This window comes from Sagittula sp. SSi028, assembly GCF_048553715.1.
Lineage (GTDB): Bacteria > Pseudomonadota > Alphaproteobacteria > Rhodobacterales > Rhodobacteraceae > Sagittula.
Genome location: NZ_JBLZNC010000013.1, coordinates 20288 through 45218, shown reverse-complemented (window position 1 = coordinate 45218; position 24931 = coordinate 20288). Strand labels below are relative to the sequence as shown.

Below are 24931 nucleotides of genomic sequence, written 5' to 3'. Positions count from 1 at the left end.
GCAACATGCACCGTATAACGGCCGTTGAAAACCTCCTAGATGGCACGCGCGGAAGCAGAAAGTGTTATAATATAACACAAATACATAATACCAATTATCAGGCGCAGCGCTGCCGCCAACGCCACCCAACACATCCGGCACCCGCCTCGCGCGAGCGCTCGACACCCCCTTCGACCACCCGCAGGCCCGTGACATCCCCCGCATCTCGCGCCGTCGCACTGGACACCACACTGACCGCACTTGGCGGCCGCAGCCGCTCTTCGCCACCCCTCGATGCGCAGCACCGGCCTTCACGACCCTGTCAGGCCCACAGGGCTCAGACCCTTGCGGTCATTGACAGTGCGGCCACCCTCGGATCACGCGGCGTGTGTCCAGCGGCACACAATCCCCGTCACATGCCTGACAGGATGACAGCGCGTCATGGCAAGGGTCAACGCCCCCCAAAGGCCCCGCCGTAACGCATGACACCCCTTCACTCCCCGAAACGCACCCCCGCGAGGTCGAAAACTCCGGCCCGAGACCCGCCGATCTGCCCAAATCCTGCGTTGCGCGCCCCCAAATCCGACCTCGAAAGTCCGATAAACAGCGCTGCGCTGTTACAGCCATAAAAACAAAGGGTTACGCTGCCCTTCCGGGGACGGATCTGGCCAAAATTGCGCAAAATGTCGAAAAGCGCGCCAAAATTACAAAATCCACCGGACATAAAAATCCAGCAAAAACAAGGTTGTAACAGGCGTAACGGCCTGTAACACCGACTTGTTACACCCTAAGTCTCTGAAAAGTCTACTATAATTGTATTTATCTATATTTGTAACAGATATATAGATAGATATATACATATACATACACACATACGCACACACACAAACACAGTTTCCGCCGCCGAGGCGTTACGGCTGTTACGGATCGCCAATTAATTGATTTAAAACAAGAAAAGCGTAACACCGGGCGCGCCGAAAAGTGTTACGCCTCTTGGGAGCTAGCATCAAGTCGTTGAAATAATGGGCAAAAAGTGTAACGCCGGCCTCTGGCGGGGGTCGCCTCCGTGAAGTGCCCGAAGCCGCAAAGTGCAAACGCCCCGACGAGCCACCCTCAGAATGCGCGCCAGAGCGCCATACAGGGCCGCCAGATAGGCGGAGGTGAATTTTCCTGCCAGAGGGTGCCAAAATCACAAAACGACGCCACAGACAGCCTCTCCGCGCCCGTGTGGCGATTTTCGCCTCAAGGCATCACGCGTCATCCCGCGAGGAGCCACCCTCCCTCCAGAGCTGCGCCGCGCGCCATCCCGACCGCGCATTCCCGCAAGACCCCGCAGCGAGGCGCGCCTGAGAGGGCCGCAGGGGCCGCTAGAGGCTCCGCGTCTCAGATTGAAGGGGTTGGGCCACGGGCTTTCGCAGCCCCCTTCCTGCGCCGCTACGAGAGGCCGAGGCTCGGTGCCACCACAGCATTGAGGTCAGTCACCCCACGATCGGCACGATGACGGGCTGCACCCTTGGCGCGAGCCCCACCCCGCGACAAAGCGGCACTCAAGCGATCGCCGCGCACAATCGGGGATTGTCAAATTCCCCAATCCTTTCTAACAACGCAGCACTCTCACGAACATTAACGAAGCACTGGCAAAGTGCCGACACCTCCCACCGTCATTCGAGGCACGCAAATGATCAAAACCATTAAAATCGGCCAGCACATCTCCGTCCAAGGCCTCTTCGAAAAACTTCTGCCCGACGGCCGCATGCAAGTCAGCGTAGGCTCCACAATCTACGCCGGCATGCCGGTTTCTGCGCCCGCTACTGCGGCGAGCTAACGCCCGAAAATCGGAGCCGGATCGCAATAAAGCGATCAGATTGATTGGCAAAAACTGTACGGCCGCGCCGATATGGTGCCCGGCCGCATAGCCCACCGCCTCCCAAAAAGACACTCAAGCTCGGCAAAGGCCTGCGCGCTTTGATGGATCGCCGATCGCCCCCTGCCCGCTCGAAAGCAAACATAAACTCAACTGAAAGTGCACAGATCAATCAATTAACACGCCATGATCACATTTATCCTACTTGGATAAATCGCACTTACCCTCCATATTGGCGAAACAATTCCACGGAGGAAAAAATGGCGGATCTCGAAAACATGTCCCTGGACGAGCTAAAGCAGCTCGAAAAGGATGTCTCCAAAGCCATCAAAAGTTTTGAAACACGACGCAAAGCTGAAGCCCGCGCAGCAGCTGAAGCCGTCGCCCGGGATATGGGCTTCTCTCTCGCAGAACTCACCGAAGGCGCAAAAACAAAAGGCGCACCCAAATACCAGCACCCCGAAAACCCAGAACTCACCTGGACCGGGCGTGGCCGCCAACCAAAATGGTTCATCGAAGCCATCGAAAATGGCAAAACCGCCGATGAACTCGCCGTCGGATAATCCGCAAGGAAATCGGAAAAATAGAGCACCCCGAAGATGGGGTGACTCTTATTCAAGTAAATGCCAGCCAGAAGGGGGCTATCCTCGCGAAGCCTTCAAATCTGAAGTGAGCACCAGTTAGGGAGCTCGGCATCTTTCAAAGCGAAACCAAGTAAGCGCATAGCAAATAATGTGTTTTCTAGTTCGATAATGCCTCATAGCCTAAGCACCTACAAGGGGAAGGGCTTCAAAAGGCTTGGGGAAGACAATTTCCCAACTCAAGGGAATTTGACGACATCCGGTAGGACTAAGAGCCCGAACCTCCCCAGCGCCTCGGAGCGCTCCCCAGCGCCTCGGAGCGAACGTTCAAGCCGCATGTCAAAAGCCTTCCGGCAGGTAGCGCACTATCGCATCCGCACCTCTGGGGTCAACGTCATATAACGTCGGCCGCGCACACAAATATCCCCGCCAACCCTCCGGATACGTGCTGATGCGCACCCCGTGACGCCGATGCATCTGTAACCCGAGATCGCAAAGGCGCCCCCCCCACCGTTCTTGCTATGCTCAGAAATCACGGCATGAATTCTTTTGTCCAACACAGATGCAAACGATGAGACCTCTGGCACCACCTGCCGCGTGCGCACACCAATTTCAACGAAATCGCTACAACACCCCCGAAACCCCATAGGCGCCTTCGCCTCACCGATGCCGATCACCTTGCCGCGCCGTTCTCGCAGACGAGTAGCCACATGTGAAAAATCCCCGTCAGACGTCGCGATCACGAAACATCCGATTCCATTGGCCAAGGAAAGCTCCATCGCATCCACAGCAAGCAAAAGATCTGCCGCGTTCTTGCCAATACCAGCATGCTGCATCCGGTACCCCATAGCATCATGCCACTCGCCATTTCGGCGGACGTCACAGTAAACTCGAACGACTTGCAGCACGCCATATTGCGCCGCAATCGACAGAATCTCTTCCGCATACTTCCCGCTGATGTTGTCCCCATCAACAAGAACCGCCACAAATGTGTTCATTCAAACCTCAAACTCTAAATCCACAAAGCTATGGCGAAATTTTGACTTAGTTGAGCGCCATCAGAAGCGAAACACGGTTGATGGAGACACCGCAGCATGTCAGTGCGCTTTCAACTGACAACAAAAGGCTGTAACCACTGCGCTGTGACATAGATGGGCGATGCGTATGATTTTGATCTTTGGCCGCAATGGACAGGTAGCGCAGGAGTTGGCGCGAAAGGCACCCGCGTTGCGCGGCTTGGGACGGGCACAAGTAAATCTTTTGCAGCCCGGCGCAGCCGCACAGGCAATCGCAGATCACAGCCCTAATGTGGTAATTAATGCGTCTGCATATACTGCGGTAGACCGCGCCGAGACGGAAACCGCCGAGGCGCAACAGTTGAATTCCGAGGCACCGGCCGAGATGGCGCGAACCTGTGCCGAGCGCGGCATTCCGTTTCTGCATGTCTCGACCGATTATATTTTTGACGGTAGCGGCAGCTTGGCCCGCAGCGAGACCGATCCTGTGGGACCGCTGAATGTTTACGGACACAGTAAACTGGCGGGCGAAGACGCCGTGCGGGCCAGCGGGGCCCAAGCGCTTATCCTGCGCACGTCCTGGGTGTTTTCCGCCCATGGTGGCAATTTCGTCAAAACGATGCTGCGCCTGTCCGAAAGCCGTGACGCGCTCAGCATTGTCAGCGACCAGATCGGCGGGCCGACGCCTGCAGCCGACATTGCCGCGACGCTATTGACATGCGCCCGCGCCATGCAGGCCGGACAGGCCGGCGGCACATATCATTACAGCGGCGGGCCTGCGGTCAGCTGGGCCGATTTCGCCCGCGAGATCTTTCGACAGGCCGGACGGCATGTGAGGGTCACGGACATTCCCACCGCGGACTATCCGACGCCGGCAGCACGACCGCTGAACTCACGCCTGAACTGCGCCAAACTGAAAGCAGATTTCGGCATCACACAACCCGACTGGCAAGCGGGTCTTGCCGCCACTTTGAAAGAGCTTGGACTATGACGCAACGCAAAGGGATCATTCTGGCTGGCGGATCCGGCACACGGCTTTATCCGATCACGATGGGCGTCTCGAAACAGCTTTTGCCCGTCTATGACAAGCCGATGATCTATTATCCGCTGTCGGTGCTGATGCTGACCGGCATCCGTGACATCGCCATCATCACCACGCCGCAGGATCAGGCGCAGTTCATCCGCACGCTTGGCGATGGCAGCCAGTGGGGCCTGTCCCTGACATATATCGAACAGCCCTCGCCGGACGGTCTGGCGCAGGCCTATCTTCTGGCAGAAAAGTTCCTGGATGGCGCACCGTCTGCCATGGTTCTGGGCGACAACATCTTTTTTGGCCACGGCCTGCCCGATGCGCTGCAGACTGCGGATCTACAGGAAGCTGGCGGCACGGTATTCGGCTATCGCGTGGCCGATCCCGAACGTTATGGCGTGGTGGATTTCGCCCCCGATGGCACGGTGAAACAGATCATCGAAAAGCCCGACACCCCACCGTCGAGCTATGCTGTGACGGGGCTGTATTTTCTCGACAGCAGCGCGCCCGAACGCGCCCGTCAGGTCACCCCCTCCCCACGCGGCGAGCTGGAAATTGTCACGCTGCTCGAAAGCTATCTGGCGGATGGCGCGCTGAACGTGGCGCAGATGGGCCGTGGTTATGCGTGGCTCGATACCGGCACACATGCGTCCCTGCTGGACGCCGGCAATTTCGTCAGAACCCTGTCCGAGCGTCAGGGCCAGCAGGTCGGCTGCCCCGAAGAAATCGCATTTGAAAACGGCTGGATCGACCGCGAACAGCTGTTGGCGAGGGCCGATCTGTTCCGCAAAACTGCCTATGGCGTCTATCTGAAACAGTTGGCGAACTAAGCAGGGCGAGGGCAGCGTCTAAGCGGCGCCGCTTTTGTAGATGGTGCTGCCTTGGCCTGGGCACTGGACCACGCCGTCATAATTGTCGAGATACCAGACTAAAGTGTATACCAACTCATCACCGACTGCGAGGGAAATGCGCAAAATGGCAGCGCTCTAAGCCGCTTCACGTTCGCCATAGAGGTCCCTTGTCTCTAACTACAATCACTTCATCGGTTTCCAACCACATAGAAACTTACCTTTGGAGGCTCGATATCTTCAATAATCGGGAGGGGCGGAAATTATAAATTCAACCCACCGCTTCCAGCGTTGCTATAGCTGTCACCAAAGTTGACAATTTCTCTATCCCCCGTTTTTCGGCCTAGTACGCTAATCATATTAACCAAGCCACCGATCTTGACGGCGATCAACATTGCCGCCTACCAAACAAGATCTTTGCGGAACCAAGTTATCTGGAGATTTCTATACGGCCGGCTCGCGCGATAAAGGTAGGTACATGTTCACTTCCTTATTCATCACGCTCCAATCACCTCAAGAGTTACAGCCTTCGAAAGATCTAAGCCGGTACAGTTGTGCTGAAAGAATGTGCTTGCTAAATAACCGAAAAGTTTCGCCGATCGGGGCTTAAAAACGAAATGCGATTTCAGTGAGGCGAGTTTTGCAAGATCACTAGAAAACTGAAACTTATAAGATTAAAATGATGAACCTAACTTGGTAGGTCTACTGTCCGCCATCTGTACGGAGTGAGTCATGAGCGTGGTGATGAGTCGAAGTCGCGCATTTCTATTACTTGCAATAATTCTAATGGTAAGTTTCCTCCCGCTGGCAGGGCAAGTTGGGTTTCGTTTGGAGATGGTACTAAAAGTCTTAATATTGGCGATGTCGTTTGTTATATTGACAGATATTCAGATGAAAGGACTTACGCCTGTCCTGCTTTGCATCTCAATGCTTGGCGTCCTGTTAACCACAGGCATAAGCCTCGAAGGCAAAGGAGTGGTCAGATCTTTTATCGTTGTAGCTTTACTACCTGCTATTTTGGGAGTTAGGAATGGGTTTTTTGTATACACTTTTATTTTCCTCGCCGGCTGGATGGTTCAAGACGCTTTAAATAGTCGGGCGCTCCAAGTCGCTTTAATAATTTTTGCACTTCAATATGCGCAGTTTAGAATATCCAAGCGACCATTTGTTTTCTTGATCTTCCCTCTAGCTTACATCGCAGGTATGTTTGGTATCGGATTTAGTTTTATTTTTGGCGATGGCTTAGTCGAGGCGACCGCCAGCAACCTCGCCAGAAGCTCGATGGTGTTTACAGTTGTATCCAATATACATAATTTCCCAATTGGTTACATCAGTTTGGAGCAATTCTACAACACTCTAAGTCCTTTGGCATTCGGGTTGTATTCCGAAGAATACAATGACCCACACAATGTATTTCTTACGACGCTGGTCTGGGGTGGGGTACCTCTTATGATGTTAATATCGTTCGTTTATGTGAAGGTCATAAATGAGATGATACGCAGCGGTGGTCGAAGTGCGGCAGCAACGCTATCAATATCGGCATTGGTGTCGTTTTTCTCCACATCAACGTTGTCATTGTCTAATGTAATATTCTTCATGTTCCTAGTGCTGTTCTCAGCTAGCATCAATAAATATAGGTTCAAGATAAAGCATGAATGACGATGCGTTTGGGGCGGCATGTTAAAGCCAGACGTTTGCGCCATTCTGTCATTGCGAACTGTTAGCTCGGCCTTGCCATATGGTAGAATTTAGCGGTTTCAAATCTGCCCTGAACATTTATTTCCAAGTGGGGCTCAGCGTATTGAAGGGGTGCCCGAATAAATTATATCAAATACGCGTTTACCCAACAGCGAAACCATATAAATACACACCAAGCTACTTAATCCGTTCAAGAAAATATAATTTTCACTGAGCGCCATTAGTTAAAATTCACCTTATAATTATTTATTTTTATAACAGCTTGCTTTCATCAAGCCGCAGAATGTAGTATCCCGCGAGCACAAGAAGCACTGTAAATGAAAGTCGTCTTCAACTAATGGATGATCACTTCAGATCATGTGGTGCTAGGTACACTAGCAACCTTGTATAAATGAGGTATCAGAGTAAGAACAGCATTGCATCAAAACTTTAAAGTCGTAGGCGCGCATGCAAAACTCAAAATGCGCCAAAAGCATTCACGGAAACTCATCCATATGATGCTTCGGAGGATCACGTTCGGCATGCTATATAAAGCGAGCGGCCTAAGTTGCAATATAGCGTCTAGAAGCGAAATCAAAATCTAATCCCGATATAGTCGTGAAATCCGAAGAGGTGCAATAAGCGTGAAGGTAGTTCTCACTGGAAATACAACATTTAAAATTGCAAACTTTAGGGAGGGTCTAATCAAAAGACTAATCCACGAAGGTTGTACTGTTTATGTTTTGTCCCCGCAAGATGAATATGTCAGCGACATAGAAAAACTTGGCTGTATACACGTACCAATAAAAATCAGCCGCAGCGGGACATCTCCCATTGCTGAACTTAAAGTGCTCATCAAAATATTCAGGGTGGTCAGATCCATCAAGCCGAATGTGGTATTGAGCTACACAATCAAAAACAATATATATATTGGCCTGGCATGCAGCGCCTATAATACGCCCTTTATACCGAATATAACTGGGCTAGGTCCCGCATTCAACGGAAAAGGCCCGTTCCAGATAATGATAAAATGTATATATCGCGCAGCGCTTTTAAGAGCAAAGACGGTATTCGTTCAAAACACAAGTGATCAATCCATCATAATAAAATCGAAAATTGCAACACGGGAACAAGTGAAGCTACTGCCCGGATCCGGCGTCGACTTGGATCGATATAAATACACGACTTTGCGAACGGGTAAAAGCGAAACAATATTTATTCTAATAGCTCGCCTTTTGTGGGATAAGGGAGTCAAAGAATACGTAAACGCCGCCAAGACACTCAAAAAGATGTATCCCACCTCTCAATTTCGAATACTAGGGCCACTGGACGAAGATAGCAAAGGTAGTGTGGGGCAAAGACAATTAGACCAATGGTTAGCTGATGGGGATATTGATTATTTAGGAGCGCAAAAAGAAGTCTACCCGTTCATACAAGAAGCAGATTGTGTGGTCTTGCCATCTTTTTACAACGAAGGCACGCCACGGGCTTTACTGGAAGCTGCGGCAACGGGGCGACCCGTTATCACTACCGACATGCCAGGCTGCCGTGATGTCGTGTTAAACCAGAAGAGCGGGTACCTGGTCGAGCCCAGAAGTGAAGCAAGCTTGGTAGCTGCCATGAAATCTTTTATGGAGTTAAGCAACTATGAACGCAAACTTATGTCCAGAGAAAGTCGAAAGCATGTTGAGGAAAAATATGACGAGAAGCACGTAATAAATTCGTACATGTTAGAAATTGGAACCCTGAAGTAAAAAAACCAGATGCACAGGGGCGGTGTATGTAAAGCTTGCACCCTTTAGAAGGCTATGTAACCTTTATAGAGAAATGTCGCCGATTTTATTGCGCATAAAATACACCTGCAAACGTAGAGCGTGTCACCAAAAGAGTAAGCAGAACATATCGTGCCCCAGATCAATGAAAAGCTAACCGGAATTTTAGCCCGACGGGGCATTAAATGGAATGCCGTCAATTTAATATGCTCAAAAGGGCTGGCAATTTCCTCTCGATTACTCCTAGCTCAAATCATTGCGCCAGATTACTTCGGCCTCATTTCTATGGTGCTTGTTTTCCAAGGATTGATCGGAATATTAATAGATTTCGGCTTGCAGGGTGCTCTTATACAGAGGCGTCGCGACTCCCACACCGCAATCAGGTATCACACTGCTTTTTGGGTATTATGTACAGGAGGAGTGGCTTGGTGGGCTCTCTATATATTTTTAGGTGTTCCCCTAATGTCGACGCTATTTCAAGATGATAGGGTTTTAGGGGTAGCTCTTTTAATTGCTCCGTGCATACTTTTCCAAAGCATTTCGCTTGTGCCAGAAATAATTCTGACAAGGCGGCTAAAGTTCGACGCGATTGCAAAGGCAGAAATAACGGCCAGCGTCGGGTCTTCTTTTATCGCGGTATCGTCTGCATTTCTAGGGGCTGGCATCTACGCTCTAATAATTCAACATATTATTTATCATGGGGTGCGAGCATTGGCTGTTTTTCGAGCCTCGAAATGGTCGCCTAGGATGAGATTCCACTTTCAGTCCATTCGGGAAGTGATGAGCTTTAGCTGTTTTATGCTTGGATCTAGGGTTTTGTATTTTATTCGAACCAATCAAGATACTATTTTAATTGGTGCGTTTTTGGGTGCGGCGCCGCTAGGGGTCTATTCCATGGCGTACACACTAACGGAGAACGTTAGAACACAAATAGCCAGAATAATTAGCAGGGTAATGTTACCGATATACGGCAGAATGCAAGATGAGCCATCACGAATTGGCGTGCATTACTTATCAATTACCCGAGCCATGACCCTAGCCTTCTTTCCAATATCTCTAACGTTGATTTTTTTTGGACGTGTTATAATTGAAGGATTGTTTCCGGATGAGTGGCTTGCTGCCATAGTTCCAACCAAGCTTCTTGCTCTTGGGGGCGTCGTTTATGCAGTTTCAGGCCCCGCTGCAGAAGTTTTTCAGGGCATAGGTCGAGTGAAAGAGCTTTTCAAGATATCTTTAATAAACGTGGTACTGATAGGGCTCCCCTTGATGTTAGCGCTCGTCTATTTGTTCGGAATAAATGGTGCGGCAGGAGCCATGTTTATATCCTTCGTATCTATGAGAATAATGAGCTATTATGCGATGCGACGCTATGTAGATGTGTCCGTGTCGCAAATTTTATTGGCGATATCCCCAAGTTTAACTGCAACTGCTATTGCGGTTTGTATCAACTACGTTCTTGGACTTAACTCCACTCCGTTTGGGATTATCACAATATGGGTTTCTTTTGCCACCGCCGCATTTCTTGTCTATCTTGACTTGGCGATCCGCTTGATATCTTCTATTCCTAATCGTGAAAGTCGAGGCAAACTAGATCGACGTGACTAATTCTAATAGGATAGACCATTGCCACTACTCTCGAAGCGAAACCGCCATTTTTTCTTCATCCACATTCCCAAAACAGGGGGGTCATTCATTGAATCTTCCGCGAAGAAAAATGGTTGGCGCCTTTCCCTAATTTTGAATGGGTACACAGTATCGGAGAGTGGGTTTTTGAAAATATCGCCACAACACCTCCATGCTGAATTATACGAGCAATTGATAGATGTAAGTTCTACAATTGAATTGTTTACTGTAGTTCGCCACCCGTTTGATCGCTTTAAGTCAGAGTATTATTGGCAGCGAAAGCAGAATAGAACTTTAAAAGATCCCGATGATTGGATTGGAAGCATGTTTGAGGCTTATAACCGGTCCAAATGTGCGTTTGATAACCACATTAGGCCTCAGTGCGACTTCTTGCCATCATCAGGAGAATGTCAAGTACATAAATTGGAAGAAAATGGTATTAATGAAGCACTGATAAAGCTAGATGTCCATCGGGCCCCAAGCTTTATGGAAGCGCTTAAACTACCCTTCATTCGCTCGAAGTCAAAGAAATCAGTGTATGAACCCGTGATAGAGGCAGCATTCAACAAAAGGCGAAAAGAAATCGAAGACTTCTACAGCGCGGACATGACTAGGTTCAAATATGACTCGGAAATCCAAACCTAAAATAGCTTTGTGTTTTTTTGGCATTACGAGGTCGCTTTCATATACGGTGTCATCCATCGAGAATAATATAGTCGACCCGGCGGCATCCAGTGGTGACATGAAAATTTTCGGCCACTTTTACTCACAGCACTATATTGAAAATAAGCGATCGAACGAAGCCGGTCCATTAGATCCTCTAGAGCATAAACTTTTGGACTTCGACAGCTTGCATTTAAGCAGCCCCGACACTCCATTCTTAATGGAGGAGTTGGAAAAATTTTCCAAATTTGGCGACACTTGGCGTGACGAATTTAAGTCTCTTCGAAATTTGATTCATCAGCTTTGGTCGCTTCATTGCGTAACAAAAGAGGCTCTAAAGTGGAGCCCGGATATCGTTGTATTTGCACGTCCCGATTTGACATATCACGACAATATAAAGCCGTATATTAGATTGGCAGCCAAAAATAGAGATATTGCTATGATACCTTGGTGGCAGCACTGGGGCCGCGGTTATAATGACCGTTTTGCAGTAGTGTCGGGTAGCCGAGCTATTAAAGCTTATGGCCTTAGGATCGACAATGCGGATAAATTTTGCAAGACTTTAGAGCGCTCTCTGCACGCCGAACTGTTACTTCGGTTCTCTTTGGAAAATAATGGAATCGCGCCTAGACTTATTCGAGCTAGAGCTTCACGTACTCGCTCTAATGGTATAGTGGTTTCTGAGAATTTTCGCCATGTAAAAATCGAAAGAGCCCTGAGACTTGTTGAGAAAATCCGCGTCACAAAGAAATAGAGCCACAATGACACAAGATGCCCCACCTGAGTATCTCGAAGACCTCGGTAATAAATCAGTTATATATATCCACCCGAGGTCCACTAGCAAGTCGCATGTCAATGCTATTTCACACCTCATTACGGATAGCGTTGCGATAACAAAACAGCCGTTTAAATTTTTGAGATTGGCATTAAGCGCGCGCTCTTCAAATAGATATATTGTAGCGGGAAATCTGGATTTTGTTGCGATAGCTTCACTATTAATTCTGGCTGCTGCGCCTGGAAGGTACATTCTACATTTAAGTTCTCACAAGACGAACATTTTTCATAAATCTATTATTGGATTCTATTTGAATTTCAAGGGTGCTAGCCTTGCTTTTGTGACGAATTTTGCAAAGAAGGTATTTGTGGAACAGATCGGTCACTCGGTAAGTAGATCTTCACATGTCGTGTACCACACGTCCGAAACATGTGAGTTTGCTAAATCGCAAAGCGTACTGCCTCCTTGGCACTCACGATACTATGATGTTATATTTTTTGGTAGGTTGAATGATGAGCGCGGGTTGCTGGAGTTTTTGGATATACCAAAAAAATTAACCGACCTCAAATTCGCGGTGGCGGGTTCAGGGCCATTAGTTCAAGATGTTCTTGAAGCAGAAACTGCTTTAAGCAATCTAGATTATCTAGGAAACCTCTCCGATACAGACGCTAAGTTCTCAGCGTTGGCTAATTCCAAAATCCTATTTTCTAATATGAAGGGCACTGAAAACTTCGGTATATCTATACTCGAGGCCTTGGCTTCGGGGACGGCTGTTTCCTGTCCAAGAGATTATGGCCCTGAAGAAATCCTGGGATTGACGTCCCCCTATTTAAGAGAACCGAGCGCCAACATAGTTGAAAAATGCTCTCATGTTAGAAGTTTGTTGGTTCATCCGCCGAAGCCCTCCAGCCTTAAAAAGTTTGATGCAAATACTATTCGGAAAACATGGGAGAGTTTTCTTCGGATAGATGCTTGATTCCATGAATAAACATGTCGTAGCGAATGTACATTACTACTAATTAAGGGGCGTCTCTATGAAAAGCGTTAGCTTCATATCGGTCAATTACAAGTCCAGCCATCTAATAAACCAGCTTGAAGATCTGCTCTCCGTTTTTGATGTCGAGTATATAGTTGCGGATAATAGTGGTGATTTTGAACCGGTTAGCTCCCGCACCGTGGTTGTTGATACTGGAGGTAACGTCGGCTTTGGGCGAGCATGTAATGCTGGTGCCCAAAAGAGTTCGTCCAATATTATTATATTTGTCAACCCTGACATTGAAATCAATAGGCGCTGCGTTGAGGGCTTGATAAGAAGAGCTGGAGATTTTAAGCCGTATTCCATATGGGGACCCTTTATTAGGGATGGCAAAAACGAAGTTCCTATTTTGGAGCAACCCGGCAACGCAAGTTTGCTTTATAAAAGAAGAACGCTGAGCTCAGAGGAAATGAAGCTTGAGAAGATTTATACAAGTTATGTATCGGGAGCTTGTATGGTCGTGGATAGAGAGTTTTTCTGGAAGGTCCAAGGCTTCAATAAGGATATTTTCCTATATGCGGAAGATCTTGATTTCTGCATCCGAGCAAAGGCAAAAGGAGCGGAGGTTTTTTTGCTTTCGGAGTTTGAGATCTCTCATTCAGGAGGTGGGTCTTCCACGAAAATGGATAAGTTTTTTAGAATGCAGCGTTCAACTGTTGGGCACTATAAGTTTCTGCGGGCACATGGATCGCCTGCTATCCAAGCCGGTCTGAACGCAATTCACCTGGCGTCAGGCCGCAGATTCTAATACATATATTCTACTTGCTCTCTAGCTAGGGAACACGGCAATATGAACACCTCAGGCGACACTATACCTAACCGTAAACCGTCGGTTTGTTTCTACAGCCCATATCGTGCTCAGTCCAATGTATCCGGAACATATGTTCGTCTGTCCATGGTTGCAAAAGCGCTTAATGATATGGGCGTAGATGTACACGTAGTTGGGCCATTTTCTGATATGCCTGGTGCGACTGTTCATTTTTTCAATTTGGACACGTCACTTCGAAAAAGATTCTTTCTTGGGTTTAAAGCCAGTAAAATCATTCGGAGTTTAAGTGTGTCTTCTGTTGTATTAGAAGGGCCCTTGCTTGGTTTCCGCTTTGGAAAGGCAAAGATATTTCAGTTTATTCATGATGCAAAATTCACTACTGAACATAGGCGACGCGGGGGAGGGCTTCTTTGGTTGTATTATTTTCTTGCCACACGATTTTGTGATTCAGTTATAACGGTATCTCAATCCGAAAAGGATAGATTGGTTGGCGGCTTGCGGCTGCCGTCGAAAGCGATACAAATTTCTCGGAATGGGCTTGCTCAAGCATGGCTTCAGCGGCAGCTAGAAGATAAAGAGAAGTCTTTTGATATTTTGTATGTATCCAACTTCGCCAAACATAAAGGGCATTTGCGCTTGCTTCAACACTTACGTAGCTGCAAAAAATCAGTTGCTTTTGTCGGAGGTGACTTAGGGACTTTAAGTCAGTGTAAAGAATTTGCTCGCGTAAATGGTATGAATGTTACGTTTTTTTCGGGATTGTCCACTTCGGAACTAATCGAAATATACGACCAAAGTAGAATATTCGTGTTTCCTTCCGAATTAGAGGGGTTTGGAATTCCATATATCGAGGCCCGCGCTAGAGGGCTGCCGGTAGTATCCTCAAATATACCGGTTTTCAGCGAGCTTTCACACGCCCTTGGAGGTAGCGTGGTGAATTTCGAAAGCTCGTCAGAAGTGCTGAACGCAATACAGACTGCTTTGGACGCTGAGCGAGACGTCCCCGATCTCAGTAGCTTTACTTGGGAATCGGTTTGCGAAGATTTTTATAATATACTTTTTAGTGCGAAATAGTAAAAATCGGCTTTTACTGGCCACTGCACTTCACGTGGTATCAACGTAGAGCATCTTTTGATTTTGTTATTAAGTTTAATCCCATGTCAGGCTAGGGTCAGTCTGCATTGATGGCGACCGAACTGCGTTATTCAACGCGTTGAAAAAGTTTGGCGACATCAGTGATCTTTTTCGGCTGACTAAAGATCAGATGGCCAATCTGGGACCTTCCCCCAAAAAAACCTTGAGTAAGCCAAGTGTCGATGACAGACTGGGTTTGAGTTGGCTCACCTCCTCCGATCGTAGTGGCTTGCGCCGGTGCGTTGGTATGAAAAGAGCATTTTCGTCAAGATGACGGCTAGTCTGCGGCTGAGCGCACCCACCTACAGTGGGCCTGCAGACCTTCCTGTATGCCTGCCAATTCGAGAAGATCTCTAACTCTATCGAGTACCTGAACCATCCCGTTGCCCTTACGAGGAAGAACGCACTGTTCACCTGACACGACAAGGGCGGCGGCACCTGAGCCTTCATCGCCTCTCAGATCGCCACCGCGAAGATCAAAGGCGTGGAACCCTTCGCCTACCTCAAGGCGACCCGCGAAGCGATCGCCGCCGGTCACCCGGCCAGCAGGATCGACGAGCTTCTGCCCTGGAGCTTCACCACGTCAAGCTGATCCCGCGTGGGGCGCAGACAGCGCTTACGTTGGAATGACCGCGAATAGCTTTTAGCGCAGGCCAAGTTGTTCCGGATAACCGTCTATGCCGCCTATCTCAAACGGCTGGCGAGCTCAGCGGAATGAGGGCGACGCCTGAACGGCGCCGCTTTTACAGGGGGTCAGCCCTGCCCCAGACGCTGGCCCACACCGTCGCGCTCCAACAGCGCCTGCCACCAGCCGCGGTTGTCGAGATACCAGCGCACGGTGCGCTCCAAGCCCTCTTCGACCGTGACCGAAGGCCGCCAGCCTAGCTCGTCACGGATGCGGGTGGGGTCAATGGCATAGCGGGCGTCATGGCCCGGGCGGTCGGTGACAAAGGTGATCAGATCCGCATAGGACCCGTCCTTGGGCGCGAGCCTGTCCAGAATGGAACAGATCGTCTGCACCAGTTCGAGGTTCGACCGCTCGTTCTCGCCACCGATGTTATAGCTACGATTGAGCGCACCTTTCTGCAGCACCAATAGCAGCGCATCGGCGTGATCCTCGACATACAGCCAGTCACGCACGTTGGACCCGTCGCCGTAAATCGGGATCGACCGTCCATGCAATGCGTTCAGGATCACCACGGGGATCAGCTTTTCAGGAAAATGGAACGGCCCGTAGTTGTTAGAGCAATTCGTCAGCACCACCGGCAGCCCGTAGGTCTCGGCCCAGGCGCGCACCAGATGGTCCGACGCGGCCTTTGACGCGGAATAAGGCGAGCGCGGGTCATAAGACGTGGTTTCCGTGAACTGCCCAGTGGCGCCGAGCGAGCCAAAGACCTCATCCGTCGAGATATGATGAAAGCGGAAAGCCTCGGGGCGGCCCGCCTCGGTCCAGTATTTGCGCGCGGCCTCCAGCAGGTTGAAGGTGCCCGTGATGTTGGTTTCGATGAAATCGCCCGGTCCGTCGATCGAGCGGTCCACATGGGACTCTGCGGCCAGATGCATCACCGCATCGGGGCGATGCGTGGCAAAGATCCGGTCCAGCGCGGCGCGGTCGCGGATGTCGGCCTGTTCAAACGCGTAGTCGGGATGATCGGCAACCGAGGCCACATTGTCGAGACAGGCGGCATAGGTCAGAGCATCGAGGTTCACCACCGCATGACCGTCGACAATCGCGCGACGGACCACGGCGGATCCGATAAAGCCGGCACCGCCGGTGATCAGGATCTTCATCATGCGTTCCATTCAAAAGGGGTGTCGATTTGGGCAAGGCGAGGTGCTGCGGTATCTTTATCCGACAGAACAGGCGTCCCCTGCAACGGCCAGTCAATGCCCAGATCCGGGTCATTCCAGGCCACGGCCCCGTCACAGTCGGGGGCGTAGTAGTCCGTACATTTATAGACGATCTCAGTCTCGGGCTCGAGCGTGACGAACCCGTGCAGGAACCCCGCAGGGATCATCAGCTGCTTGCCGTTCTCGAATGACAGCTCCGTGCCGAACCACTGGCCATAGGTGGGCGAGCCACGGCGGATGTCCACCGCCACGTCCCACAGACGTCCACGTCCGCAGCGCACCAGTTTGGCCTGCGCATGCGGCGGGCTCTGGTAGTGCAGCCCCCGCAGCGTGCCCACGGTCATGGACAGGGAGTGGTTGTCCTGCACAAAGTCATAATTCAGCCCTGCGGCGCCCATACGCTGTGCATTCCAGCTTTCGCAGAAAAAACCGCGCGCATCGCCGAACCGCTTGGGCGTCAGAACCACCACACCGTCCAGCGGCGTCCGTTCGATTTCCATGACCTATACCTCTTCAAAATTCTCAAGCCACGCCCTATCAGGCCACCCCGCTCCATCCAAGATCACAGCCCCTGCCCCGTGCAGAAAATCCCGAGCCTAGCGTGAGCCTGCAACTCTTTGTCCCGACTCAGGTTTTCGCCACGAGGCGTGTGTGATGTGTCGTTGCCGCGTGTGCGAAGTGTCGTTTCGGCCTTGGCGTGTGTGAAGTGTCGTTGTAAGGTGCTTTGTGTGTGAAGTGTCGCTCCCCCGACACCCCTGCTGACCACACGAACAGGAGACCGCAATGGCCGATCATTCCCCGCTGCTGCCTGACCGGCACCCGCAAGGCGATTTCTTCGTCTGCGACATTCTAGACGCGGCGCCCAAGGGCGATGTGGGGTCTATGGAGCACCCGATCTTCTCGCTGTCGACAAAGCCGGACACCCGGCCGCGCCGCTACGAGCACAACAACATCACCGTGGAAATCAAACCCTCCGTCGACGGGCTGGCCACGGTCCATGACAGAGACGTGCTCATCTACTGTATTTCGTCATTGATCAAGGGGATGAACGAAGGAAAAGAGCCGCAGCAGGTCATTCGCTTTCAGGCCGCCGATCTGCTGAAGGCCACCAACCGCATGACCACCGGCCGCGGCTACCAGTTGCTGAAGGCGGCGATGGAGCGGCTGGCCGGCACGCGGATCTCGACCAACATCACCACCGGCGGGCAAGAGGTCTTCGAGACCTTCGGCCTGATCGAGCGGGCCAAGATCGTGCGCGAAACCCGCGACGGCCGCATGCAGGAGGTCGAGGTCAAACTGTCGGACTGGGTGTTCAACGCGATCCGCGCCCAGGAGGTGCTGACCCTGTCGCGCGAGTATTTCCGCCTGCGCAAACCGCTGGAACGCCGCATCTACGAGCTGTCGCGCAAGCACTGTGGACGGCAAAAGGAATGGCGCGTCTCGATGGAAGTCCTGCAGAAGAAATGCGGATCGGGGTCCACGTTGCGTGAATTCCGGCGGCTGGTCATGGCCATCGCCAAGGAGGACGAGGCCTATAACCACATGCCCGACTACCAGATCCGCATCGATGACGAGCGCGACCACATGATCGCGCGGTCCCGTGGCACGGTGGGTCCGGGTGCCGAGGCCTCTGTCGATATCCCGCCGCTGGATCCGGAGGTCTACGACATGGCGCGGGCCGCCGCGCCGGGCTGGGACGTGCGTATGATCGAGGCCGAATGGCGCGACTGGGCCACCGAGGTCCCGCGCAACCCCGAGATGGCCTATCTCGGCTTTTGCCGCAAATGGATGGCGCGGCGCGGATCGGCGTAGAGCCTGCACAACAGAAAAGGCCGGGTCATAAAGCCCGGCCTTTTTGCTGTTTCAACACTTTTTTCAGGCACCGGCGCGTTTGAATACAACGGACAGGGTCCGCCAGAATACCCAAGTATCCAAGCGCAGACTTGCGTTTGAGATATAGTACAGATCCGCACGCACCTTGCGGCCAGTCGCTTCCACACCTTGGATATAACCAAGTTCAGTCTGGGCCAGTCCAGAGATACCCGGTCGAATTTGGTGGCGCGCCCGATAACCGGGGACACGCTCGAGAAACTCAAGCGCATGATCATAGTAATCGGGACGCGGGCCAATCAAGCTCATGTCACCTTTGAGAACATTGATAACCTGCGGCAGCTCATCAATCCGAGACTTACGCAAAAAGCCGCCCAATGGCGTGATGCGGTCAAGCTCAAGAGGTGCATCTGCACCACGTTTGACCTCCTTCGTATCGACCATCGAGCGGAATTTCCAAGCAACAAACGGCTTACACTCTCGCCCCATGCGACGCTGTGTATAGAACACCCCGCCTCGATTGTAGAAAGGGTTTAAGACTAAAAGGAAGGTTGCAATAACCGCCAGCACAGGCAGCAACAGCAGGCTAACACAAACATCAAAAAATCTCTTTGATATTAAGAAACTAGATGATGAAAATCCCCCGTTACCAACACTTCTCTCATCGCGGTCTAGCAACTCTGGCGCTTCGATCATTTGAATATCAAACATTCAACCCTCCCAGATATGGGGATTTGGAAATTGCCTTACTGAAGGGCAGCTTGTTTCACCTACGACATCTCTCTTTGATGAGTCAATTGAGGCAGGCCTGAAAGCATAGTATTCCGCCACTATAGATGAGTTTTTACACAATTTTTACATTGTTCATGGGGAAATACTTGTCCGTTTTGTCAGGTCGTCGATCGCCTTCAGCCCGGCGAGCACCCGGGGCAGGTCTTCGATGCGGAGCATGTTCGGCCCGTCGCTGGGGGCGGTGTCGGGGTCTTGGTGGACCTCCATGAACACTGCCGCACAGCCCACGGCCAGTGCGGCCCGCGCCAGCGGTTCGACATATTCGCGTTTGCCGCCGGTGGATTTGCCCATACCGCCGGGCATCTGCACCGAATGGGTCGCGTCCATCACCACGGGATAGCCGGTTTCGGCCATGATCGGCAGCGCGCGGAAGTCGCTTACCAGCATATTGTAGCCAAAGGAGGTGCCGCGCTCGCACAGCATGATGCGGCTGTTGCCGGTGGAGGCGATTTTCTCGGCCACGTTTCCCATGTCGTGGGGCGCAAGGAACTGACCCTTTTTCACATTGATCGCAGCGCCGGTTTCGCCTGCAGCCAGCAACAGGTCGGTCTGGCGGCACAGGAATGCGGGGATCTGCAGCACGTCGACGGCCTGCGCCACCGGCGCGCAGTGATCGGGCCCATGCACATCCGTCAGCACCGGCACGCCAAATTCCTGACCAATGGTCTGCAGGATCTTCAGCCCCTCATCCATGCCAAGCCCGCGCTTGCCCTCAAGGCTCGACCGGTTGGCCTTGTCATAGCTGCCCTTGAAGATCCATTTGATCCCCAAGGCGTCACAGGCGGCGGCGGTCTGTTCCGCCAGCATGCGCGCATGATCCATGCTTTCCAACTGGCACGGCCCTGCGATCAGGGCAAAGGGGCGGTTCTGCGCGATCTCGATGTCGCGGATGGTGACGGGGGTCATGCGATGCCTTCCTTTTTCAGCACGCCTTCGATGCGGGCGACGTCGACGGGGTTGTTGAGCTCCCAGAACACGCGGCCCCGGCCCTCGACCGGGACGCAAGTGATGGGGGTGGCGTTTTCAATAAACCGCAGCTGTTCCAGCCCCTCGGCCCGTTCCAGCGGCCCCTCGGGCCAGCTCATGTAAGCGGCCAGCGCGGCGGGGCGATAGGCGTAGACGCCCACATGGTGCCAGACCTCCGGCGGGGTGTCCAAGCTGCCGACATAAGGCAGCACTTCCTTGGAGAAATAGATCGCCGTGCCATCGCCGCGCATCACGGCAGTGGTGCCGCCGACGCGGCCCGCCTGACGGTCGGTGACAAAGTTCGCCAGGGTCTCGGGGTCACATTTCAGCACCGGCGTGGCCATCTGCACCGAGGGGGCGTCCATGGCGGCGATCAGCGCCTCGACGAACCATGTGGGGGTCAGGGGCGCGTCCCCTTGCAGGTTGACGACGACCTCTGGCGGCTGGGGCAATTGCGCGACCGCTTCGGCGCAACGCTCGGTGCCGTTGCGCGCCTTGTCCGAGGTCATGAGCACATCGGCGCCAAACGCCTGAGCGGCGTCGCGGACGCGCCCGTCATCGGTCAGCACATAGACCGCATCCACCCCACGCACCGATTTCGCCGCCTCCCACGCCCGCTGGATCAGCGATTTCTCGGTGCCGGTCGCGCCCTTGAGCATAACCAACGGTTTGCCCGGATACCGAGTCGAGGCATAGCGGGCGGGAATGAAGATGACGGTTTTCATGGGAGTGTCCTGCCCTTGGGGAATGGCATTTCAGGCGACGCCTGCGCGCAGCGCGTCGTGGATGTGGATCAGGCCGACCAGTTGGGGGCCGTCGGTGACCAGAAGCACGGTGCGTTTGTGGGTGTTCATCTGGCCCAAAGCTTCGAGCAGCAGGGTGTCGGGCGTGGTGGTCATGGGGTCGCGGGTGGCAACCTGACCGGCGCTGCGCGCCATCAGCCCGTCCATGTTGCGGCGCAAGTCGCCGTCGGTGATGATGCCCGCCAGACGACCGTCTTCGATCAGGGCGGCGACGCCGAACCCCTTTTGCGACATGGTCAGCAGAACCTCGGACATAGGCGTGTCGGGGCCGACCACGGGCAGCTCGTCCCCCTTGTGCATCACTGCCGCCACGCGCAAAAGCTGCGCGCCCAGCGTGCCGCCGGGGTGGAAGGCCGCAAAATTCGCGCGGTCAAAGCCGCGGTGTTTCATCATCGCCACGGCCAAGGCATCGCCCAAAGCCATCGCCATGGTGGTCGAGGTGGTGGGCGCCATGCCAATCGCGCAGGCCTCTGGCGCGTCGGGCATCAGCAGCACATGATCGGCCGCCTGTCCCAGCGTGCTGGCCGCCTTGCGCGTCATCGCCACCAAGGGCACGGAAAACCGCGCGCAATGGGCGATCATATCGGCCAGCTCTTTGGTCTCGCCCGAGTTGGAAATCAGGATCACCGCGTCATTCGGGGTGATCATGCCCAGATCGCCGTGGCTGGCTTCTCCGGGGTGGACGGTCTGCGCCGGTGATCCGGTGGAGGCAAAAGTCGCCGCCATCTTGGCCGCGACATGGCCCGATTTGCCCATGCCCGAGACGATGATGCGCCCTGAGATGGTCAGCAGCATCTCGACGACGCTGTCAAAGCAGGCGGGCAGCTCGTTGGCCAGCCGGGTCAGGGCCGCGGCCTCTATTTCAAGAACGCCGCGCGCTGTTTCAGTCGGGTGTCGGGACATGACGCGCCTCTTAATACCTGCCGCGCTGATAGCGGGAGTGGTCTTGTTTGTCCAATTGCGCAAAAAGTGACAGATCAACCGCTACCGGCAACATAGGCCCTCATAACGTAGACAGCATGCAAGCCGGCGGCTATGAAGCACCAGACTTGAAAGGATCAAACCCACCATGCTGGTTCTCGAACCTCGCCTCGCTATCATGCGCTTCCTGTCCAGCACAGCGTTGGTTCTAACATGTTCAGCAGCTCTTGCTGAGAATACGGCGCAAAATGCGAGGCCGAGTTTGAACCTATACGGCTCACCCGGCTTGATTGATCTTCCAACTGCAGAAATGTTACCAGATGCAACACTTGCCGCAACGATCTCTAGGTTCGGCCAGACGCAACGGTCATCCTTATACTTCCAGATCGCACCTCGTTTGTCGGGGAGCTTCCGATATGCTTCGCTGGAAGATTTCAATTTTGACGGCGGCACACGTTATGATCGCAGCTTTGATTTACGATATCAGCTTTTGTCGGAAGGCACATATCGCCCAAGTGTCGTTGTAGGCTTCAATGATATCTTGGGAAGCGGTGTGTATAGTGGCGAATACGTCGTCGCGACCAAAAACCTGTCCCCGGCGTTCAGTGTAAGCAGCGGCCTTGGGTGGGGGCGCCTAGGCAGCCGCGATCCGATTTTCGATATTGGTACGCGGACTTCGGATGATGTCGATAGAGGCGGAAAACTGACCTATCAGCGCTGGTTCAGAGGCTCTGTCGCAGCCTTCGGTGGAATTAAATACACTCCGAATGAGAACCTAGGAATTAAGCTGGAATACTCCTCTGACCTGTACGTAAGGGAAACCAAAACCGGCTCAGAAAGTGCTCCTAGCAGTCCGGTCAACGTCGGCCTCGACTATACCTTTAACAAGGGCAACACACAGCTGTCGCTGTACCATGTGCTGGGCGACGAGGTGGGGGCGCAGATCTCCTTTCTGACTAACCCGAAAACAAGTGGCGTTCCCGGCGGGCTGGAACCTGCAGGTCTGCCCGTGGCCCCACGCGCCGCAGGATCCGCCGCCGATCTGGGCTGGACGCAGGACAGCACCCGTCAGGCCGCAGCCCGCAGCACATTGGCCGGGCTGATCGCCAAAGAGGGCATGACCCTCGAAGGGATGACACTGGACAGCCGCCGCGCCACGGTGCGCGTGGTGAACCCCAAGTATCAGGCCGAGGCCCAGGCCATCGGCCGCGTGGCCCGCGCCATGACCCGCAGCTTGCCCGCCTCGGTCGAGGAGTTCGAGATCATCCCCGTGGTCGAAGGCATGCCGCTGGCCTCCGTGGTGGTAACCCGGACCGATCTGGAGCGTTACGAACACGAGGCTGCCGCAAGCCTGCAGCCAAGGGTGCGTTTTTCCGACGCCTACGGCCGCGCGCCGCAGGTCGACGCCGGGATCTATCCGCAACTCGACTGGTCTTTGGGACCGGCGCTGTCGTTCTCGTTCTTTGATCCGGACGAACCTGTCCGCGTGGATGTGGGCCTGCGTCTGGCGGCAACCTACCAGATCACCCCCGGGCTGGAGCTGTCGGGCTCTGTGGTGCAACGGCTGGAGGGCAACCGCGACGAGGTGGAAACCCTGCGGGAGTCCGCCCTGCCCCGTGTGCGCACCGATCAATACGCCTACTCCGCCGAAGGCGACCAGACCATCGAATACCTGCAACTGGCCCATTACGGGCGGCTGGGCCGCAACGTCTACAGCCGTGTCACCGCAGGCTACCTTGAGGACATGTATGGCGGCGTCTCGACCGAGGTGCTGTGGAAGCCGGTGGACAGCCGTCTCGCCCTCGGGGCCGAGCTGAACTACGTCCAGCGCCGTGACTTTGACCAGCTGTTCGGCTTCCAGGACATGACCACCACCGATCCGGTGACCGGCATCGAACGCGACATCCCCGAATTCAACGGTCACCTGTCGGCCTATTACGCCTTTGGCAACGGCTTTCACGGGCAGATCGATGCGGGCCGCTATCTGGCGGGTGATTACGGTGCCACGATCTCGTTGGACCGCGAATTTGCCAACGGCTGGAGCATCGGCGCCTATGCGACCTTCACCGATGTCTCCTACGAGGATTACGGCGAAGGCTCTTTTGACAAGGGCATCCGCTTTACCATCCCGATCGCCAGCCTGATCGGACAGCCCACACGGCAAGAAAACAACCTGACCATCCAGTCGCTGAAACGCGATGGCGGCGCGCGCCTGAATGTCCGCGGACGCCTGTACGATCAGGTCCGCGATTACCACGAACCAAATGTGGTCGACACATGGGGAAGCTTCTGGCGATGAACACTTTGACCCGCATTCTGCGCCCCGCACTGGCCGCGACACTGGCTCTGACCCTCGCCGCCTGTGGCAATAACACGGGTCCCCAGGCCCAAGCGGTCAAGTCCCTGACGCAAAAACTGACCGGCCAGACCCCGCCCCCGGCCAAGCTGACGGCCCCGCAAATCGCACAGGTGCTGCAATCCACCAAGGCCCCCGTGGCACTGTTCGTGTTCGAGAAACGCGACGGCGCGCAAGGCCTGCTGACAGAGATCGAAACCAACGGCGCCTACGCCACTTTCGGCAACCAGAACCGCAATGTGATTGTCCTGCGCGACGGTATGGTCACCGCAACACGCGGATTGGGCGGCGATCTGATGTCCGTCGAAGAAGACCAGCTGCTGTCGCTGATCACAGCCCGTGCAGCCGGTCAGGCGAACTACGCACAACGCTTCCTGACCCCTGAGGGCGTGACAGCCACGCTTGTTTACCTATGCACGACCCGTCTCGGCAACAGCCAGCACCTAGCGCACCTAGCCCTCGGGCCGGTTGACAGCGCAGAGACTGCAGTGACCGTGGATTGCGTCGCACGAGACGCAACCACCAAGCCCCAATCCTTCAGCAATGTACATGTATTTGATAGCGATGGTATAATCGTGCGTGGTCGGCAGTGGCTCGGAGAAATTATTGGTTTTGTAGAATTGGCCTACGTCCGCAATTAGAAAA

Annotated in this window: 23 protein-coding genes; 16 read left to right on the top strand and 7 right to left on the bottom strand. The window is 53.4% G+C overall.

What is annotated here, in order from left to right; all coding sequences use genetic code 11:
- Window positions 1–1657: 1657 nt before the first annotated feature.
- A complete protein-coding gene (locus ACN5AZ_RS17435; protein WP_419430181.1) occupies window positions 1658–1804 on the top strand; it encodes a hypothetical protein in 147 nt (48 codons plus the stop codon).
- Between the two features lie 299 nt (window positions 1805–2103).
- Window positions 2104–2406, top strand: a complete 303-nt coding sequence (locus tag ACN5AZ_RS17430; RefSeq protein ID WP_419430180.1) for an H-NS family nucleoid-associated regulatory protein — start codon at window positions 2104–2106, stop codon at window positions 2404–2406.
- A gap of 383 nt (window positions 2407–2789) precedes the next feature.
- On the opposite strand, the gene ACN5AZ_RS17425 is transcribed toward ACN5AZ_RS17430, so the two are convergent.
- The gene (locus tag ACN5AZ_RS17425) at window positions 2790–3422 is read right to left on the bottom strand and encodes an NYN domain-containing protein (RefSeq protein ID WP_419430179.1); all 633 of its coding nucleotides are present in this window, start codon (window positions 3420–3422) and stop codon (window positions 2790–2792) included.
- 166 nt (window positions 3423–3588) lie between these two features.
- Here ACN5AZ_RS17425 and rfbD point away from each other — a divergent pair, with 166 nt between their 5' ends.
- The 11 genes from rfbD to ACN5AZ_RS17370 all read left to right on the top strand — a co-directional run bounded on the left by rfbD (window position 3589) and on the right by ACN5AZ_RS17370 (window position 15359).
- Window positions 3589–4431, top strand: coding sequence for a dTDP-4-dehydrorhamnose reductase (gene rfbD, locus ACN5AZ_RS17420; RefSeq protein ID WP_419430184.1), 843 nt, complete (start codon window positions 3589–3591; stop codon window positions 4429–4431).
- On the top strand, window positions 4428–5300 hold the full coding sequence (gene rfbA / locus ACN5AZ_RS17415; protein WP_419430178.1) for a glucose-1-phosphate thymidylyltransferase RfbA: 873 nt from the start codon (window positions 4428–4430) through the stop codon (window positions 5298–5300). Before rfbD ends, rfbA begins: the two co-directional genes overlap by 4 nt.
- Window positions 5301–6050: 750 nt before the next feature.
- On the top strand, window positions 6051–6977 hold the full coding sequence (locus tag ACN5AZ_RS17410) for a hypothetical protein (protein WP_419430177.1): 927 nt from the start codon (window positions 6051–6053) through the stop codon (window positions 6975–6977).
- Window positions 6978–7639: 662 nt separating this feature from the next.
- A complete protein-coding gene (locus tag ACN5AZ_RS17405) occupies window positions 7640–8749 on the top strand; it encodes a glycosyltransferase family 4 protein (RefSeq protein WP_419430176.1) in 1110 nt (369 codons plus the stop codon).
- 150 nt (window positions 8750–8899) lie between these two features.
- Window positions 8900–10372, top strand: coding sequence for a lipopolysaccharide biosynthesis protein (locus tag ACN5AZ_RS17400; protein ID WP_419430175.1), 1473 nt, complete (start codon window positions 8900–8902; stop codon window positions 10370–10372).
- 18 nt (window positions 10373–10390) lie between these two features.
- Window positions 10391–11035: a sulfotransferase family 2 domain-containing protein gene (locus tag ACN5AZ_RS17395; protein WP_419430174.1), complete on the top strand. Its 645-nt coding sequence runs from the start codon at window positions 10391–10393 to the stop codon at window positions 11033–11035.
- 46 nt (window positions 11036–11081) lie between these two features.
- Complete coding sequence (locus ACN5AZ_RS17390) at window positions 11082–11807, top strand: hypothetical protein (protein WP_419430173.1); 726 nt, start codon at window positions 11082–11084, stop codon at window positions 11805–11807.
- A gap of 7 nt (window positions 11808–11814) precedes the next feature.
- Window positions 11815–12804, top strand: coding sequence for a glycosyltransferase (locus ACN5AZ_RS17385; RefSeq protein WP_419430172.1), 990 nt, complete (start codon window positions 11815–11817; stop codon window positions 12802–12804).
- 58 nt (window positions 12805–12862) lie between these two features.
- A complete protein-coding gene (locus ACN5AZ_RS17380) occupies window positions 12863–13612 on the top strand; it encodes a glycosyltransferase family 2 protein (protein ID WP_419430171.1) in 750 nt (249 codons plus the stop codon).
- A gap of 147 nt (window positions 13613–13759) precedes the next feature.
- On the top strand, window positions 13760–14707 hold the full coding sequence (locus tag ACN5AZ_RS17375; protein ID WP_419430170.1) for a glycosyltransferase family 4 protein: 948 nt from the start codon (window positions 13760–13762) through the stop codon (window positions 14705–14707).
- Window positions 14708–15215: 508 nt separating this feature from the next.
- Window positions 15216–15359, top strand: coding sequence for a transposase domain-containing protein (locus tag ACN5AZ_RS17370; protein WP_419430183.1), 144 nt, complete (start codon window positions 15216–15218; stop codon window positions 15357–15359).
- 161 nt (window positions 15360–15520) lie between these two features.
- Here the strand turns inward: ACN5AZ_RS17370 and rfbB are convergent, their stop codons facing one another.
- The gene (gene rfbB / locus ACN5AZ_RS17365) at window positions 15521–16558 is read right to left on the bottom strand and encodes a dTDP-glucose 4,6-dehydratase (RefSeq protein ID WP_419430182.1); all 1038 of its coding nucleotides are present in this window, start codon (window positions 16556–16558) and stop codon (window positions 15521–15523) included.
- Window positions 16558–17118: a dTDP-4-dehydrorhamnose 3,5-epimerase gene (gene rfbC, locus ACN5AZ_RS17360; protein ID WP_419430169.1), complete on the bottom strand. Its 561-nt coding sequence runs from the start codon at window positions 17116–17118 to the stop codon at window positions 16558–16560. The genes rfbB and rfbC overlap by 1 nt, the downstream gene beginning before the upstream one ends.
- Window positions 17119–17401: 283 nt before the next feature.
- Between rfbC and ACN5AZ_RS17355 the strand changes: the two genes are divergently transcribed.
- Window positions 17402–18430 carry a replication initiator protein A gene (locus ACN5AZ_RS17355; protein ID WP_419430168.1) on the top strand — a complete coding sequence of 343 codons (1029 nt, stop codon included), beginning with the start codon at window positions 17402–17404 and terminating at the stop codon, window positions 18428–18430.
- Window positions 18431–18493: 63 nt separating this feature from the next.
- Here the strand turns inward: ACN5AZ_RS17355 and ACN5AZ_RS17350 are convergent, their stop codons facing one another.
- From ACN5AZ_RS17350 to ACN5AZ_RS17335, 4 genes are all read right to left on the bottom strand, one after another.
- Window positions 18494–19159 carry a sugar transferase gene (locus ACN5AZ_RS17350; protein ID WP_419430167.1) on the bottom strand — a complete coding sequence of 222 codons (666 nt, stop codon included), beginning with the start codon at window positions 19157–19159 and terminating at the stop codon, window positions 18494–18496.
- Between the two features lie 153 nt (window positions 19160–19312).
- Window positions 19313–20146 (bottom strand): 3-deoxy-8-phosphooctulonate synthase, encoded by an 834-nt coding sequence (kdsA, locus tag ACN5AZ_RS17345; RefSeq protein ID WP_419430166.1) that lies wholly within the window; start codon window positions 20144–20146, stop codon window positions 19313–19315.
- Window positions 20143–20931 (bottom strand): 3-deoxy-manno-octulosonate cytidylyltransferase, encoded by a 789-nt coding sequence (locus ACN5AZ_RS17340; RefSeq protein WP_419430165.1) that lies wholly within the window; start codon window positions 20929–20931, stop codon window positions 20143–20145. The genes kdsA and ACN5AZ_RS17340 overlap by 4 nt, the downstream gene beginning before the upstream one ends.
- Window positions 20932–20961: 30 nt before the next feature.
- Window positions 20962–21912, bottom strand: coding sequence for a KpsF/GutQ family sugar-phosphate isomerase (locus tag ACN5AZ_RS17335; protein WP_419430164.1), 951 nt, complete (start codon window positions 21910–21912; stop codon window positions 20962–20964).
- Window positions 21913–22078: 166 nt separating this feature from the next.
- On the opposite strand from ACN5AZ_RS17335, the gene ACN5AZ_RS17330 reads away from it, so the two are divergent.
- Both ACN5AZ_RS17330 and ACN5AZ_RS17325 read left to right on the top strand, forming a co-directional pair.
- Window positions 22079–24229, top strand: a complete 2151-nt coding sequence (locus ACN5AZ_RS17330) for a YjbH domain-containing protein (protein ID WP_419430163.1) — start codon at window positions 22079–22081, stop codon at window positions 24227–24229.
- Window positions 24208–24927, top strand: coding sequence for a YjbF family lipoprotein (locus ACN5AZ_RS17325; RefSeq protein ID WP_419430162.1), 720 nt, complete (start codon window positions 24208–24210; stop codon window positions 24925–24927). Before ACN5AZ_RS17330 ends, ACN5AZ_RS17325 begins: the two co-directional genes overlap by 22 nt.
- Window positions 24928–24931 lie beyond the last annotated feature (4 nt).